The following is a 15,528-nucleotide window of genomic DNA, read 5'->3' as shown; positions in this document are numbered from 1 at the left end:
GCTGGAATGGGAGCGCCAGGAGGATCTGCCGTGCTAATCCGCAGGCTCCGCCGCGAGCCTTCGCTTCAGTGTATCGATCAACGCGCGCACCTTCGCCGGCGGGTGACTCGTCGGCGGGAACACGGCCTGAATGCTCGCCGGTGCGCTCGCCCATTCGGGCAGCAGCCGGATCAGCCGTCCCGCCGCGACGTCGTCCGCGATCGAAAAATCCGTCAACAGACCGATGCCCCCGCCCGCGAGCGTCGCCGCGCGGCAGGCATCGGCCGTGTTGACGCGCAACGCGGACGCGCAGCGCACGCTCGCGATCTTGCCGTCGACGTGCCGCAAGTCGAGCGTCAACGGATGCGGCAGCACCGACAACGCGCAATAGGGCAGCGTCTCCAGCGCGGCCGGCGTGCCCGGCATGCCCCACGTCCGCAGGAAGTCCGGACTCGCGACAAGCCATTTGACGAAGCTGCCGAGCTTCACCGCGCGATAGTTGGAATCCGCGAGGCGACCAAGCCGGATCGCTACATCGATGCCATCGGCGATCAGATCGACGTAGCGGTCGCTGCTCAGCAGCTCGACGTCGAGCTGCGCATGCGTGCGGCGCAGTTCGACCAGCGCGGGCGCGACGACGAGCGTGCCGTAGTCGTTCGGCGCACTGACGCGCAGCGTGCCGCGCACCGGCGAGGTTTCCCCGCCGAGCGCGTTCAGCGCGTCCTCGGTGGCGCGCAGAATCTTCACGCTCGCCTCGTAGAACGTGCGGCCCGCCTCGGTGACGCCGAGCCGCCGGGTGGTGCGCACCAGCAGGCTCGCGCCGACTTCCGCCTCGAGCCTCTGCATGTGCGTGCTGACCATCGTCTTCGCGAGCCCGAGCCGCGTCGCGGCGGCGCTCAGCGAGCCCGCGTCGATGACCGCGACGAAGATCGCGAGGCGGTTCAGGTTCACGTTGCGCACATCGGCCATGATCGATTGTCCATTCTCGCTTGACTGTGTTTCCCGGATTATCGGGCTTCCGCACGACAGTGCCTACGCCTTATGCTGGGCGTGTCATTCAACGTATCCGGAGCCATCCATGCCCGCTGCCAGACTCGCCGAGCCTATCAAGCTGCATACGACGCTGCTTTCAGGCCACGGTCATCGCGTGAAGCTGTTTCTGACGCTGCTCGATCTGCCGTTCGAGGTCATCGAGCTGAACATGAAGGCGGGCGACAACCGCAAGCCCGAGTACCTCGCGCTCAACCCATTCGGTCAGGTGCCGACGATTCAGGACGGCGAGCTCACGCTGTTCGATTCGAACGCGATTCTGGTCTATCTGGCGAAGCGCTATGGCGACGCATCGTGGCTGCCGGACGATCCGCGCGGCGCCGCGGCGGTGCAGCGCTGGCTGTCGCTCGCGGCTGGCCAGATCGCCTACGGGCCGTGCGCGGCACGGCTCGTGACCGTGTTCGGCGCGCCGCTCGACCACGAACGCGCGAAGCAGATCGCCGTCAAGCTGTTCGACGTGATCGACGAGGAGCTTGCCGGTAAGCCGTTCGTGGCTGGCGCGCACGTCACGATCGCCGATATCGCCGCGCACACGTATATCGCTCACGCGCCCGAGGGCGGCGTGTCGTTGCGGCCGTATCCGAACATTCGTGCGTGGCTGCAGCGCGTGGAGGCACTGCCGCGTTTCATCGCAATGCCTTCGACGAAGGCGGGCTTGCTGGCGGCGTGATACGCGTTGACGGCTGCGTCAGATCTTGCAAAGGAGTCCGATCATGTCCGAGTTCGTCCCGTTGAATAACTGGGGAAGCGACGCGTCGCCGTTTCATGCCGGCGAGCAGGATGCGCAGCAGCGCGCGGGTGTGCGTGAGGTGGCCGAGTCGATGGGACGTCGAGGCATTCGCCGATTCATGCCTGAGCAGCATCGCGAGTTCTTTGCCGCGCAGCCGTTCGTCGTGATTGGCGGCGTCGATGCGAGCGCTCAGCCGTGGGCGACGCTGCGTGCGGGTGCGCCGGGTTTCGTCTCGTCACCGGATGCGCGGACATTGCGCATCGAAGGTGGCACATTGGCTGGCGATCCGCTCGCCGCGGGTTGGCGCGAAGGCGCGCAGCTTGGTGCGCTGGGCATCGAGCCGCGTACGCGGCGGCGCAATCGGGCAAATGGCGTAGTCCGGTCCGTGGCAGGCGACACGTTGCAGGTCGAAGTCACGCAGAGCTTCGGCAATTGCCCGAAGTATATCCAGAGCCGCGCGCCGTCTTTCATCGAGCGGGACCCGGCCGCGACGCGCGCGCAGCCCGAGATCGCCACGCTTCTGAGCAGTGCCGACCGCGAGTTGCTCGCGAGCGCGGACACGTTCTTTATCGCCAGCGCGAATCTGAGCGAGGAAGCGGGGCCGGGAAAGGGGATCGACGTTTCCCATCGCGGCGGTGCGCCGGGCTTCGTGCGCGTGGACGACGCAACGACGCTGACCACGCCCGACTACAGCGGCAACCGCTTCTTCAACACGATCGGCAACCTCGTGCATGATCCGCGCGCGGGTCTGCTGTTTATCGACTTCGCAACCGGCGATCTGCTTTATCTGGCGGTGCGAGCAGAGATCATCTGGGACGGCGACGAACTCGCGGCATTCGCGGGCGCGCAGCGGCTCGTGCGGTTTCATGTGAGCGAAGTGCGGCGCAGTCGCGGCGCGTTGCCGTTCCAATGGTCGGAGGTCGAACTGGCGCCGCAGTTTCTGCCAAAGGTACGAGAAAGCGCTTGAGCCGATGCGCACGCGCGTGCTTTAGCTGGGTACGGGCGCCGTTTTACTGCGCATTCCGGCCGAGCCGATAAGACACGCCGAGTCTGGTGGCCAGTTGCCATACATAGACTCGCGAGTACGAAATGCCAAACTGACGGCTTATCAGCTCCCGCATGCGCGCATTGCTCCAGCCATCGGCGTCGAAGCCGTAGTCCCGCGGCGAGGCCCTCAGCGCCTGGGCCAACCAGTCCAGATCCGCCACCGCGAGTGCGGAATGGCGGCCGCCGACGCTCATGTTTCTCAGCGCCTCGAGCCCGCCTTGCTCCAACAGCTTGCGATATCGCTCGACGGTGGTCTTGGCCATCCCCATCTGTCTCGCGACCTCGGCCGCAGCGACGCCGTCGAGCAGTTTCTTGCCCGCCGTGAGACGCCGCGCGACGGTCGGCAAATCGTCATTTGGTCGATGCATCGGAGAACTCCGCCGTTGGGTCGCTGACCGGACTGCAATCGGTTATGGGGTAGACAGTGAGGAGGGCGCGCCACCTACAGATAATCGAAAAGTCGCCCGTTGTGTCCAAAAGAATAAAAAATCAATCGCGTCTTTCCTCTGATAGAAAATCACGCAAGCCGCCCGTAAGGCGGTTACGCGATGTTTTCTTTCTAAAATCTTAAATATCTCTCTTGCGATTGAATTTAACGTTTGCTAACCTGATTGACGTGATTTCAAACAGTCGGCTCGCTCTGGCAGCCCGGATAGCGCTAGGCCGCATACGGCTTGACGTCGGGCGCTTTTAAGTGCGGGCAGCAGGTCGGAAGACTGAACCGTTTGAGTGCGCGGATTCCTGTTTTGCGAATGTAATTGGAATGCATTTTTCGGTGCAGGGTGGCGATTCGCCGAAAAGCTGCGAAAAGGTGCTGAAGATTGAAAATCCTTCGCGGCGTTTTTCCAGCGGATTATATGTAAACGGGACATTCGCGCAGAGTGGCGTTGTGAAGCCCGAATCCAGTAACCACCCGCTTAATTTTAGCTGCGTCGTTCAATACCGGAAATATTTTATGCCGGGCAGTTTCCGACTCGATACGCCTAACCGCGATAAAAGCTGACAGCGCTTTCATCGGTTGCCATTGGGCGCTTGCAAGCAGGCGGTAAGGAGAACGACATGAACATGGATAGGACCCGCGATATTGCCGCGATGCTACTGCGTGCCGCGAAACGCAAAAGACTCGTGACTTATCAGGAACTGCACGCGCTTTTCGGTCGCGACGAACCGTTGCAAAGCCGCTATCGCGCATTGGAGGACGCGGCGCGCTCACTGAGCGATTGCGCGTCGCTCGACTACGGCTGCCTGATGAGCCTCGACAACGGCCTGCCGGGCGATGACTTCTTTAATCGCTTCAGGCACGGCAGGCCGCGTGAGTACGAAAAGGTGATGGGCTTCGGATCGGCGGGACGCTCGATGACGAAGAAGCGACTGATTGCGGATGCCGAGCGTCTGCGCGTGTTCGAACATGCATCTCAGATCGCGGCAAGTGGGAGGGTGGCGAACACGTTGCGCCCGTACGCCACGTCGAAATGCACGTAGCCCATTCACAGTCGCTCAACGACGACACGCTCGCCGGTTGAGAGAAATGCGAAACGTCTCTAAGCCACAAGGCAATAGCCGACGATAAAAATCCGCGCGAGCTGCGATAGCGGCATTGGCTTTCGCTACAAAGCTTATTCTCGTGGTGCGCAAAAGCTGTATTTAACAGTTGTCTAATTTCGGCATGTCGCGTGCATAAATTGATCTGTACGCACAGCCGCGTCTTAATTCGTGAGGGCTCTGATTGGGCCCGCCATAGAAATTGGAATTGAATTGCCGCGCCAGTTTTGTTGATCACTGAACCGGGCTGCACCCGGTGTCAGTTGTGGCAGGCGAAAGAGTCGCGGTTCGGACGATTCGCGATGGTCACCGCGCACCGGCGTGCATCGCTTGTGGCGGAGGGCCGACACGCGGCACGCGCATCGACGGTGGCCGATGCGATGCGTACTGGAAGCCTTTTTCTGAAGAATCCACAATTTGACATAAGATAAATTATCAACGTTTTGATGTGTAGAGGCTAAGTTGTAATGTCCGCTTTTAGCCAAGTTCAAATGTCCGCTTTTTCGCAGCGTAAGCTGACCGGCCGCCGGCGTTTCGGCGCGGGAGGCTTCCATGGCTGCGACCGAACGGATAACGATGACGATGCGCGAACTGGACAGGTTCAAGGTCATTCAGGACGTCGCCGACGGCAGGCTCAAGCCCTGGCGCGCGGCGGAACGGCTCAGGCTGACGACGCGGCAGGTTCGCCGTCTCGTTGGACGGTTGCGCGAACATGGACCGGAAGGTCTCGTGTCGCGTCGGCGCTCGAAGCCCAGCAACAACCAGCTGGACGCGATGACGGCTGATCGGGCACTCTCGATCATCCGTGAGCGCTATGCCGATTTCGGGCCCACGCTGGCCTGCGAGAAGCTGTACGAATGTCACGGCATCCGGCTTGCAAAGGAGACGGTCAGGCGCCTGATGACGGATGCAGGTCTCTGGGTTCCCCGCCGGCAGCGACCACCGAAGGTCTACCAGCCACGCGCGCGGCGCGCGTGTCTGGGCGAGCTGATCCAGATCGACGGCAGCGATCACCGGTGGTTCGAGGAACGGGCGCCGGCCTGCTCGCTGCTGGTGTACGTCGACGATGCAACGAGCCAGCTGATGATGCTGCATTTCACAGCCACCGAGTCGACCTTCAGCTACTTCGAGGCGACGCGCGCGTACATTGAACGCCACGGCAAGCCCGTCGCGTTCTACAGCGACAAGTACAGCGTGTTTCGCAAGACCGGCGCGAACAGGGATGGCAGCAGCGTGACCCATTTCGGCCGGGCGATGTACGAGCTGAACATCGACACGTTCTGCGCGAACAGTAGCCCCGCCAAGGGGCGCGTCGAGCGGGCACACCTGACGTTGCAGGACCGGCTCGTAAAAGAATTGCGGTTGCGTGGCATCAGCACGGCTGCCGGAGCCAATGCGTATGCGTCTGCCTTCATGGCAAATTACAACGTGCGCTTCGCGAAGCCACCGAAGAGCGGCTTCGATGCTCACCGCCCACTCAGGGCTGACGAGAATCTTGATCTGGTGCTCACGTGGCGCGAACCGCGCAAGGTGAGCAAGTCGTTGACTGTGCGGTATGACCGCGTCATGTATCTGCTGGACGACACGCCCGGGCACCGCAAACTGATCGGCCGCTACATCGACGTGTGGGAGTATCCGGACGGGCGTATCGAACTCCGCGCCGATGGTCGTGCACTGTCATGCAAACAGTACGACCGGCTGACCGAAGTTGACCAGGGCGCGGTTGTTGAGCATAAGCGGCTGGGTCACGTGCTTCAGGTCTCGCAGGTGATCCAGGCTCAACGCGATAACAGCCGGATCGGCAAAGCGCCTTCGCGAACCCACCTGGGCGTCGCAACGAGGGTTCAAAGCCGCTCGCCAGGCAAGAAGAAGCAACGCGAGTTCACGCAGGCCGATATCAATGGTGTGATTCTGGAACAGTCGCAGCAGCGGCAAACGCAACAACCACGCAAACCTGGCCGTCGGTCTGCAAAGGTGGTCGACGCAGACCTAAGCGCCCTGCCAGTTCAGGCGTCGTCCTTCAACAATGTGTGAGACAAAAAGCGTTAGAAACACCCCCCCAAACCTGGACATTTCAACTTAGCCGGAAAGCGGACATTTCAGAATGGCCTCGACATGATGTGTTACGGCAGAGCTGTAATGTCGTACCTAAGCAAAGCTGAAGCGTCGCAGTCGCAGCATTTTCCAAATCGGCCCAACGAGATTTACCAAAGCTGTCAGAGAAATCCGCTTTAGATTTAATGATCGAGCTCAATCGCCTGATGACTTTATGTACGCTGGCGCACATTGTGCGCGCCTCGGAGGGAATATTTTTCAATACGGTCGTAGAACAAAAAGCGAATGGAAATTTGGGCTATGGACACCCTGACAGACGTGCGTGGGCATACAGAGACTAAGCGGATTCGAATCGACAAAAGCGTCGCGTTGAACTCTTTTGATGACGTGATTCCGCAGGAGACGATCGTCGAAATCAACGACTTCATCGACCACCTGTTTGGCACGACGGCACCGCGCTCGCAGTCCGGCGCAAAGATTGCAGAGATGCTGCGTCGCGGTCAGGCCTTTCGCGAACTCGAACAGACGATCTGCGCGAATGCGCGCGCGATGGCCGCGAAGTTCGGTCGGACAAACTTACCGACTGAGCCGTTCCACGTACTGCGCTGTGCGAGCAAGACTTCGTTGGCCGAGAGCCACTGCCGCCACTACGACTCGCACCTGCTGACGCTGCTGATTCCGCTTCAGCTCGCACCCGACGGAGTTCACAACGGCGACCTCGTGATGTACCGCAAGCCGCGCCTGTCCGTAACGACGCTGACCAACATGATCTGCAAGATGCGCCATGGCTTCCTGCAAAGCCTGCCGCTCAGCTGGCGCAGCTGGCATACCTTGCATGATCTGCGTGTCGGCAACTGCAAGCGCATTCCGGTCAAGCCGGGCAGCGTCTACGAATTCAACGGCTTCGCACTTCAGCATGCGAACCTCGACGTACAGAACGGACAGCGGCGCACGCTCCTCATTCACTACTACGACCCAGGCCACTCGCTCGGTCTGAGCGGCGTGCTGCGGCGCGGACGGATCGGCTGAGGTCCGCCCCGCAAGCCTGAAATCGTCCACGTTGGCTTGCCGATTCCGCAATCGCACATCGTAAGTCCTCCTGAATCGAACCAGAGGCCTTGCTTGCGATCGCCAGCCATCGCACTGCCCTATCGCGCCGACAAAGCAAGCGGATTTCACTTTGCCTTTAATCCGGCATAGACTGAATTTTCCGTTAGACGCTTTCTCCGCACTTGCCGTGGCCATTGCCGTGCACGGCGACGGATGTTTTTGTCGTGCTCCACGAGCCGATGGCAGCCTAACCGGTTCGTGCCTGATCAACACTGAAAAGGGACGACTCATCATGGCCGATACCGGTTACATGGCACGCAAAACCGTTGCTGATATCGTCGCCAGCGCCGACGCCGAAGAAGGCCGTCACCTGTCGAAAACGCTGGGCGCGACGAGTATCACCGCGATGGGCATCGGCGCGATCATCGGCGCAGGCATCTTCGTGCTGACCGGGACCGCCGCCGCGCAGTTCGCGGGGCCGGCCATCACGCTGTCGTTCGTGCTGGGCGGCATCGCGTGCGCGTTCGTCGGCCTGTGCTATTCGGAGCTTGCGGCGATGCTGCCCGTGTGCGGGAGCAGCTACACGTACACGTATGCGACGCTCGGCGAGATCTTCGCGTGGATGATCGGCTGGGACCTGATCCTCGAGTACGCGATGGGCGCCGCGACCGTCGCGGTCGGTTGGTCCGGCTATATCGTGAGCCTGTTGCGCAACGTCGGCATCGACATTCCACCTACCCTCGCCGCCGCCCCCGGCACCGTCGTCAAACTGGCCGATGGCTCGACGATCACCGGCGTGATCAACCTGCCGGCGGTGTTGATCATCGCGATCCTGACCACGTTGCTCGTGTTGGGGACCAAGGAGTCGGCGCGGCTCAACAACGTGATGGTCGCGATCAAGCTGACCGTGGTGGTCGCGTTTATCGCCGTCGGCGTGTTTTTCATCAAGCCGGAACACTGGCATCCGTTCATTCCTGCCAATACCGGCCAGTTCGGCAGTTTCGGCATGAGCGGTATTCTGCGCGGCTCGGCCGTGGTGTTCTTCGCGTTCATCGGCTTCGATGCGGTGTCGACCGCCGCGCAGGAAGCGCGACAGCCGCAGCGCGACATGCCGATCGGCATTCTCGGCTCGCTGATCATCTGTACGGTGCTGTACATCCTCGTCGCCGGCGTGCTGACCGGCCTCGTTGCGTACCCCGAGCTGAACGTTCCTGATCCGATCGCCAAGGGCGTCGACGTGATCGGGCTCACGTGGTTCTCGATCCTGATCAAAATCGGCGCGTTGACGGGGCTGACCACCGTGATACTCGTGCTGCTCTATGGACAAAGCCGCATCTTCTTCACGATGTCGCAAGACGGTTTGTTGCCGCACTTTTTCTCGAGGGTCCATCTGCGTCTGCATACACCCTATCTGAGTCAGATCCTGATCGGCACCGTCGTCGCGATCGTCGCGGCGCTGACACCGATCGGCGTGCTCGGCGAGATGGTCAGCATCGGCACCCTGTTCGCGTTCGTCCTCGTGTGCGGCGCGGTGATCTATCTGCGGCGCAGCGACGCCGAGGCGACGCGTCCATTCCGGGCGCCCGGCGTGCCGGTCGTGCCAGTGCTCGGCATCCTGTTCTGCCTGCTGCTGATGGTCGGCTTGCCGCTCGTCACGTGGCTGCGGCTCGTCGTGTGGCTCGTGATCGGCATGACGATTTATCTGTCATACGGCCGCAACCATTCGGTGTTGCGGCATCCGGAGCGCAAGCGTACGTGAATGTGTGGCGACTCGGAATATTTTTTCAGGCGCCTCGATTTCGATGACAATTGCATGCCTTTGAATTGCGGCAATTGCTGGATGACAATTGACATGTAATTGACAATTACCATTCAACACCTCGTCTGCGAGCGGGAATCACCCGCTCGTGCCCACCGCATGCGCCGCCTGGTCGTTGCGAGTCCATTCCACTCGCGACCACCAAGAATAAATTGACAAGCTACCCAGACACGGTAGGATCAACAGAAATCTTTTCCCCGCATTAACGCACCCACACACGTTCTGAATAGTTAATTCGACCGCAAACCGTTAAAACCGTCACCGATCTCACGCGCAAAAAAGACTGCCTTGATCAAAGGAGTTTCTCTTGCTTTGCTCCGCATGCCGCCTGCGTAGTCGTGCCGTATCGCTTCTGATCACCGGTTTGCCGCTCCTGCTTGCCGCCTGCAACGACCGGTCGCAGACGCCCACCGCCGCGTCGATGCCACCGGTTCCCGTGCTGGTCGAAACGGTTTCCACCACCCCTGTCGCCGATGTCGTCGAGTTGCCTGGCCGCATCGAGGCCGTGCGCACCGCCGAGATTCGCGCGCGCGTCGACGGCATCGTCCAGCGCACGCTCTATCGGGAAGGCACGGACCTGCCGGCCAACGCCCCACTCTTCCAGATCGACGCGAGCGACTATCGCGCGCAGTTGCAGCAGGCGCAGGCCGCGCTCACGCGCGCGAGCGCCGTGCGCGACAACGCGGCGTCGGTGGTGGACCGGTTCAAGCCGCTCGTCGGCCGTCATGCAGTCAGCGCGCAGGAATACGACGCCGCACTCGCGACCATGCAGCAGGCGCAGGCCAATGTCTCCGATGCGCAAGCTGCGGTCTCGCTTGCGCAATTGCGGCTCGATCGCTGCATCGTACGCACGCCGATCGCCGGACGCGCGGGCCGCGCGCTCGTCACCGAAGGCGCGCTCGTCAGCGCGGGCGCCGCCACGCTGCTCACGCAGGTCAATCAACTGACGCCGATCAACGCGGTGTTCACGCAGTCGAATACCGCGATGCTCGACGTCGAGCAGCAGATCCAGTCGGGCGCGCGCAAGCCGACCAGCATGAAGCACGTCGAGGTGCAACTGATCCTTGCCAACGGCCAGGTCTACAACGAGCGCGGTTTTCTGGACTTCGCCGATCTCGTCGTCGATCCGTCGACCGGTACGCAGACGGTGCGCGCGCAGTTCGCGAATCCGGACCGCACGCTGTTGCCGGGGCAGTTCGTGCGCGGGCGCATCATCGCGGCGGGCAATGCGCAGGGCATCCGTATTCCCGAGCGCGCGGTGCAGCTCGACAACGGCATTGCAAGCGTTGCGTTGGTCGCCGACGACGGCACCGTGGTCCGCCGCAATATCGATCTCGGCGAGCAGGGCGAAGGACGCTGGACCGTGCGCGACGGTCTGAAGCCTGGCGAGCGCCTGATCGTCGATGGCTGGCAGAAGGTGCAGCCCGGTCAACGGGTCGACGCGCGGCCCGCCCCCGATGCGTCGCCAGCGGCGCATTCGGCCGCGTCCCCCGCTCCCGCTTCGACCGCGCACTGACGGGCTCGCCGATGAATCGATTCTTCGTCGCCAGGCCGGTTTTCGCGTGGGTCATCGCCCTTTTCATCGTGCTGTTCGGCTCGATCGCGCTCGCGCTGCTACCGGTCGAGCAGTACCCCGACGTCGCTCCGCCGTCGCTCACCATCAGCGCGGTCTACAGCGGCGCGGACGCGAGCACGCTCGAGCGTACCGTCACGTCGATCGTCGAAGACGAGATGAACGGCATCGAGAATTTCCTGTACATGTCGTCGGTGAGCCGCTCGAACGGCACGATGCAGATCACCGTGGTGCTAAAGCCCGGCACCAATCTCGACATCGCGCGCACTCAGGTGCAGGACCGTCTGAGCCGCGTCGAACCGCGCCTGCCGCTCGAAGTCCGTCAGATCGGCTTGAGCGTGACGAAGGCGTCGTCGGGCTTTCTGATGCTGCTTGCACTGCAGGCGACCGACGGCACCACCGACGCCGTCGCGATGGGCAACTTCGCGTCGAACAACATCGTCAACGAGCTGCGCCGTATCGACGGCGTCGGCGACGTGCAACTGTTCGGCTCGTCGTACGCGATGCGGATCTGGCTCGATCCGCGCAAGCTCGCGGGCTTTGGGGCTGTCGGCCAGCGAGGTGTTGCAGGCGATCCAGGAGCAGAACAGCCAGACCGCGGGCGGCAGCCTCGGCGATCAGCCGATCGCGCCGGGCTCCGAGTTCACCGCGCAGATCGTCACGCAAAGCCGCTTCACGACGCCCGAGCAGTTCCGCGAAATCATCGTGCACGCGAATCCGGATGGCTCGACCGTGCGGGTGGGCGACGTCGCGCGCGTCGAGCTCGGCAACGACAGCTACGGCAACCGCCTGACCGTCAACGGCAAGGCGTCGGCCGGGATCGCGATCCAGCTCGCGAGCGGCGCGAACGCACTTGCAGTCGCCAACGCGGTGCGCCAGCGCATGGCCGAATTGCAGCCGATCTTCCCGCGCGGCGTCGTGTGGACCGTGCCGTTCGACACCACGCCGTTCATCACGACCTCGGTGCATGGCGTGATCCGCACGATGGTCGAGGCGCTGTTGCTCGTGACGGTCGTGGTATTCCTGTTCCTGCAGGACTGGCGCGCGACCGTGATCCCGACGATCGTGGTGCCGATCGCGTTGATCGGCACGTGCGCGGGACTCTACCTGTTCGGGCTGTCGATCAACATTCTGTCGCTGTTCGGCATGGTGGTCGCGATCGGTATCCTCAACGACGACGCGATCGTCGTCGTCGAAAACGTCGCGCGCATCATGCGCGAGGAAGGGCTCGGCGCGCCGCGCGCAACGGTGAAGGCGATCGGGCAGATATCGGGTGCGGCGATCGCGAGTACGCTGGTGCTCGTCGCGGTGTTCATTCCGATGGCGTTTTTTCCGGGCTCGACGGGCGGCATCTACCGGCAGTTTTCGGTCACGCTCGCGGTGTCGATCCTGCTGTCGACGATGTTGGCGCTGACACTCGGCGCGGCGTTGTGCGCGGCGCTGTTGCGCAGCGAGGCGGCCGCCAAAGAGCGGCCGAAGAACGCGGCTTCGCGTCTGCTGCATCGCGTGTTCGACGGCTTCAATCGTGGGCTCGACGCGGGCACCACACGCTATATCGTGGGCGTCGATGCGATGCTGCGCTCGCCGCTGCGCTGGCTGCTGGTGTTCGTCGCGGCCTGCGCGATCACCGTGTTTTTCTTCACGCGGCTGCCGACGGGCTTTCTGCCGACCGAGGACCAGGGGCATATCTTCATCACGTATACCGGCCCGCCGGGGTCGACCGACCAGCGCACGCAGTACGCGATCGACCAGGTCGAGGCGTTTCTGCGAAGCCAGCCGCAAGTGCGCAACGTCGCGTCCGTGACGGGCTTCAGCTTCTTTGGCCAGGGGCAATCGGCGGCTCTGTCGTTCGTCGATCTGAAGCCGTGGGACGAGCGCTCGGGCGAGGCCAATTCGGCGAGCGCGCTGGTGCGTCGCGCGAATGCGGCGTTTCGGCAGATTCCCGAGGCGATCATTTTTGCGCTCGACCCGCCGCCGATTCCGTCGCTCGGCAACGCGACCGGCTTCACGATGAAGATCCAGGATCGCAGCGGCATCGGCGGCGAAGCGCTGCAACAGGCCGCGCGGCGGATGATGATCGAGGCGTCGCAAAGCCCCCTTCTCGCCGGCGTGCGCGCCGAGGGCATGCCGGAAGCGCCGCAACTGTATGTCGAGATCGACCGCGTGAAGGCGCGCGCATTAGGCCTGCAAATCGGTCAGGTCAACCAGGCGCTTGCGCTGACGTTCGGCTCGAACTACGTGAACGACTTCGTGTTCGAGGGCAACGTGCTGCGCGTGCTGTTGCAGGCGGACGCCGAGCAACGCATGCGTGCCGAGGACGTGACTTCGCTGCGCTTGCGCAATAACCGCGGCGAGATGGTGCCGTTCTCGGCGTTCACGCGCGTGCGCTGGATTTCTGGACCGCAGCAGCTCGAACGCTATAACGGCTTTCCGTCCGCGACGCTGTCGGGTCAGGCCGCGCCCGGCCGCTCGAGCGGCGCGGCGATCGCCGAGATGGAGCGCATCGCGTCGCACGTGTTGACCGGCAACCTGACTTACGAATGGACCCGGCACCGCGCTCGAGGAAAAACAGGCGAGCGGCCAGATCGGCATGCTGCTCGGGCTGTCGCTCGTGGTCGTGTTCCTGTTGCTCGCGGCGCTGTACGAGAGCTGGGCGATTCCGGTCGCGGTGTTGCTGATCATCCCGTTCGGCGTGATCGGCGCGGTACTGTTGACGATGCTGCGTGGACTGTCCGCGGACGTGTATTTCAACATCGGCCTCGTGACGATCATCGGCCTTGCCGCGAAGAACGCCATCCTCATCGTCGAATTTGCGATCAAGGAGGAATCCGAAGGAAGGGACGCGCTAGCCGCCGCCAAAAGCGGCGCACAGCAGCGTCTGCGCCCGATTCTGATGACGAGCGTCACGTTCGTGTTGGGCATGCTGCCGCTCGTGCTCGCGACCGGCGCGGGCGCGGCGAGCCGCCGCGCGGTCGGCACCGGCGTGATGGGCAGCATGCTAACCGCGACGATGTTCGGCGTCTTCTTTACGCCGCTGTTCTATGTCGCCGCGCGACGCTGGCTGAGCCGCAAGAAACGCAGCACCGATCTCGACGATGACGATCTGCCGACAGGCATGCCGCGCGATTCGGGTGGAGGGCCGCGCGATGCGTAAATGCCTTCATGTGCGCCTGGTGCTGCCCCTCTTCTGCTGCTCGCTCGCCGCCTGCAACTTTGCGCCGAACTATCAGCAGCCCCAATTGCCGATCGCCGATCGTTTCGACACGACGGAGACCGCCAATCCGGCCGCCGCGCATCTGGCAAGCGAAGTCGACTGGCAGACCTTCTTCGCCGATCGGCAACTGAAGCTGCTGATCGAGGCGGCGCTCGAGCACAACCGCGATCTCGCCGCGTCGATCGCGCGCATCGAGCAGGCGCGCGCGTTTTATCGCATCCAGAACGCCGCGCGTTTGCCGCAGGTCAATGCGAACGCGGGTGCGACCCGCACCAGGGCGCCACTCGGTTCGATCGATCCCGAGTTCGACAACACGGACATCTCGGTCCAGTTCAACCAGTACAACGTGCAGGCCGCAGTGACGTCGTTCGAACTCGACTTCTGGGGGCGCGTGCGCAACACCAGCGAAGCCGCGCGGCGTCGATATCTGGCCACTGTCGACGCGCAGCACGCGTTCCGTTTGTCGCTGATCGGCAATGTCGCGTCGAACTACTACGCGATCCGGTCTGGCGAGGAAGGCATCGAGCTTGCACAACAGACGCTCGAGAGTCGGCGCTACGCGCTGGAAGTCGCGAAGATGCGGCTCGACGCGGGCGTCACGTCGATGGTCGATTACGACCAGGCGGCCATTCTGGTCACGCAGGCACAGACGCAGCTGGCCGAGCTGCAACGGACCACCGCGCAGCAGCGCCATCTGCTCGAGGTGCTGATCGGAGGGCCGCTCAGCGGGTCGCTACCGCCGGCGCCGCCGATCGCCGACGCCGCGCAGTTCCGCGAGCTCGATGCGGGCCTGCCCTCCGCACTGCTGATCGACCGGCCGGACATCCAGCAGGCCGAGCAGCAACTGCGCGCAGCCAATGCCGACATCGGCGCCGCTCGTGCGGACTTTTTTCCACGCATCGCGCTGACGGGTAGCTTCGGATATGTGTCGCCCGAACTCGGCGATCTGTTCGTGCCGGCCAAGCAGGCGTGGTCGTTCGGCGCGCTGGTCGGCATGCCGATCTTCGATGCGGGACAGCGCCAGGCGCAACTATCGCAGGCGCGCGCGCGACGCGACGAACTGGTCGCCGATTATCAGCGCACGGTGCAGAACGCGTTTCGTGAAGTGTCCGACGCATTGGTCGCGCGACAACGTTACAAGGAACAGATCGCGGCGCAGGAGCAGGCGGTGCAGGCGCAGCGGCAACTCGCCGAAACGGCGGAGCTGCGCTACGAAAACGGGATCTCGATCTATCTCGAGGTGGTGGATGCGCGACGCAATCAGTTTGCCGCCGAGCAGCAGCTGATCCAGCTTCGGGCGACGGCCTTGCAGAACGGAGTGTCACTTTACGTCGCATTGGGGGGCGGGCCCGACGAGCCGCGGAACGTCACGCAAAGCACGTCTCACGCTGCGGGGGTCCACCCGTCCAACTGAGGCACGCGCGCCACAGCAGCGCGTCGTGTCCGCCGCCGGCATTGCACCGGCGGGT

At 63.1% G+C, this 15,528-nt stretch carries 9 protein-coding genes and 2 pseudogenes; 9 read left to right on the top strand and 2 right to left on the bottom strand.

Going from position 1 to position 15,528, the window contains the following annotated elements; genetic code table 11:
* Positions 1-33: 33 nt before the first annotated feature.
* Positions 34-948 (bottom strand): LysR family transcriptional regulator, encoded by a 915-nt coding sequence (locus OKW37_RS30540; protein ID WP_429403135.1) that lies wholly within the window; start codon positions 946-948, stop codon positions 34-36.
* 109 nt (positions 949-1,057) lie between these two features.
* Here OKW37_RS30540 and OKW37_RS30535 point away from each other — a divergent pair, with 109 nt between their 5' ends.
* A complete protein-coding gene (locus tag OKW37_RS30535; protein WP_429403134.1) occupies positions 1,058-1,699 on the top strand; it encodes a glutathione S-transferase family protein in 642 nt (213 codons plus the stop codon).
* 43 nt (positions 1,700-1,742) lie between these two features.
* Positions 1,743-2,699, top strand: a pseudogene (locus OKW37_RS30530) (pyridoxamine 5'-phosphate oxidase family protein); the annotation flags it as partial.
* 70 nt (positions 2,700-2,769) lie between these two features.
* On the opposite strand, the gene OKW37_RS30525 reads toward OKW37_RS30530, so the two are convergent.
* Positions 2,770-3,174 (bottom strand): helix-turn-helix domain-containing protein, encoded by a 405-nt coding sequence (locus OKW37_RS30525; protein ID WP_090809994.1) that lies wholly within the window; start codon positions 3,172-3,174, stop codon positions 2,770-2,772.
* A gap of 691 nt (positions 3,175-3,865) precedes the next feature.
* Between OKW37_RS30525 and OKW37_RS30520 the strand changes: the two genes are divergently transcribed.
* From OKW37_RS30520 to OKW37_RS30490, 7 genes and pseudogenes are all read left to right on the top strand, one after another.
* Entirely contained in the window at positions 3,866-4,288 is a 423-nt protein-coding gene (locus OKW37_RS30520; RefSeq protein WP_184038385.1) for a hypothetical protein, read from the top strand.
* A 612-nt stretch (positions 4,289-4,900) separates the two neighbouring features.
* Positions 4,901-6,382 (top strand): ISNCY family transposase, encoded by a 1,482-nt coding sequence (locus OKW37_RS30515; RefSeq protein WP_429401505.1) that lies wholly within the window; start codon positions 4,901-4,903, stop codon positions 6,380-6,382.
* Between the two features lie 321 nt (positions 6,383-6,703).
* Positions 6,704-7,432: a hypothetical protein gene (locus OKW37_RS30510; protein WP_184060192.1), complete on the top strand. Its 729-nt coding sequence runs from the start codon at positions 6,704-6,706 to the stop codon at positions 7,430-7,432.
* Positions 7,433-7,745: 313 nt separating this feature from the next.
* On the top strand, positions 7,746-9,212 hold the full coding sequence (locus OKW37_RS30505; RefSeq protein WP_429403133.1) for an amino acid permease: 1,467 nt from the start codon (positions 7,746-7,748) through the stop codon (positions 9,210-9,212).
* Positions 9,213-9,579: 367 nt separating this feature from the next.
* Positions 9,580-10,788, top strand: coding sequence for an efflux RND transporter periplasmic adaptor subunit (locus OKW37_RS30500; protein WP_184060188.1), 1,209 nt, complete (start codon positions 9,580-9,582; stop codon positions 10,786-10,788).
* An 11-nt stretch (positions 10,789-10,799) separates the two neighbouring features.
* Positions 10,800-13,999, top strand: a pseudogene (locus OKW37_RS30495) (multidrug efflux RND transporter permease subunit).
* Complete coding sequence (locus tag OKW37_RS30490) at positions 13,992-15,473, top strand: efflux transporter outer membrane subunit (RefSeq protein WP_429403131.1); 1,482 nt, start codon at positions 13,992-13,994, stop codon at positions 15,471-15,473. The pseudogene OKW37_RS30495 and the gene OKW37_RS30490 overlap by 8 nt, the downstream one beginning before the upstream one ends.
* Positions 15,474-15,528: the final 55 nt, after the last annotated feature.

Origin of the sequence: Paraburkholderia sp. MM5482-R2 (assembly GCF_050436125.1) — a bacterium.
Lineage (GTDB): Bacteria > Pseudomonadota > Gammaproteobacteria > Burkholderiales > Burkholderiaceae > Paraburkholderia > Paraburkholderia tuberum.
The sequence above is the reverse complement of the archived record's forward strand: the minus strand, read 5'-3'. Positions and strand labels throughout refer to the sequence as shown.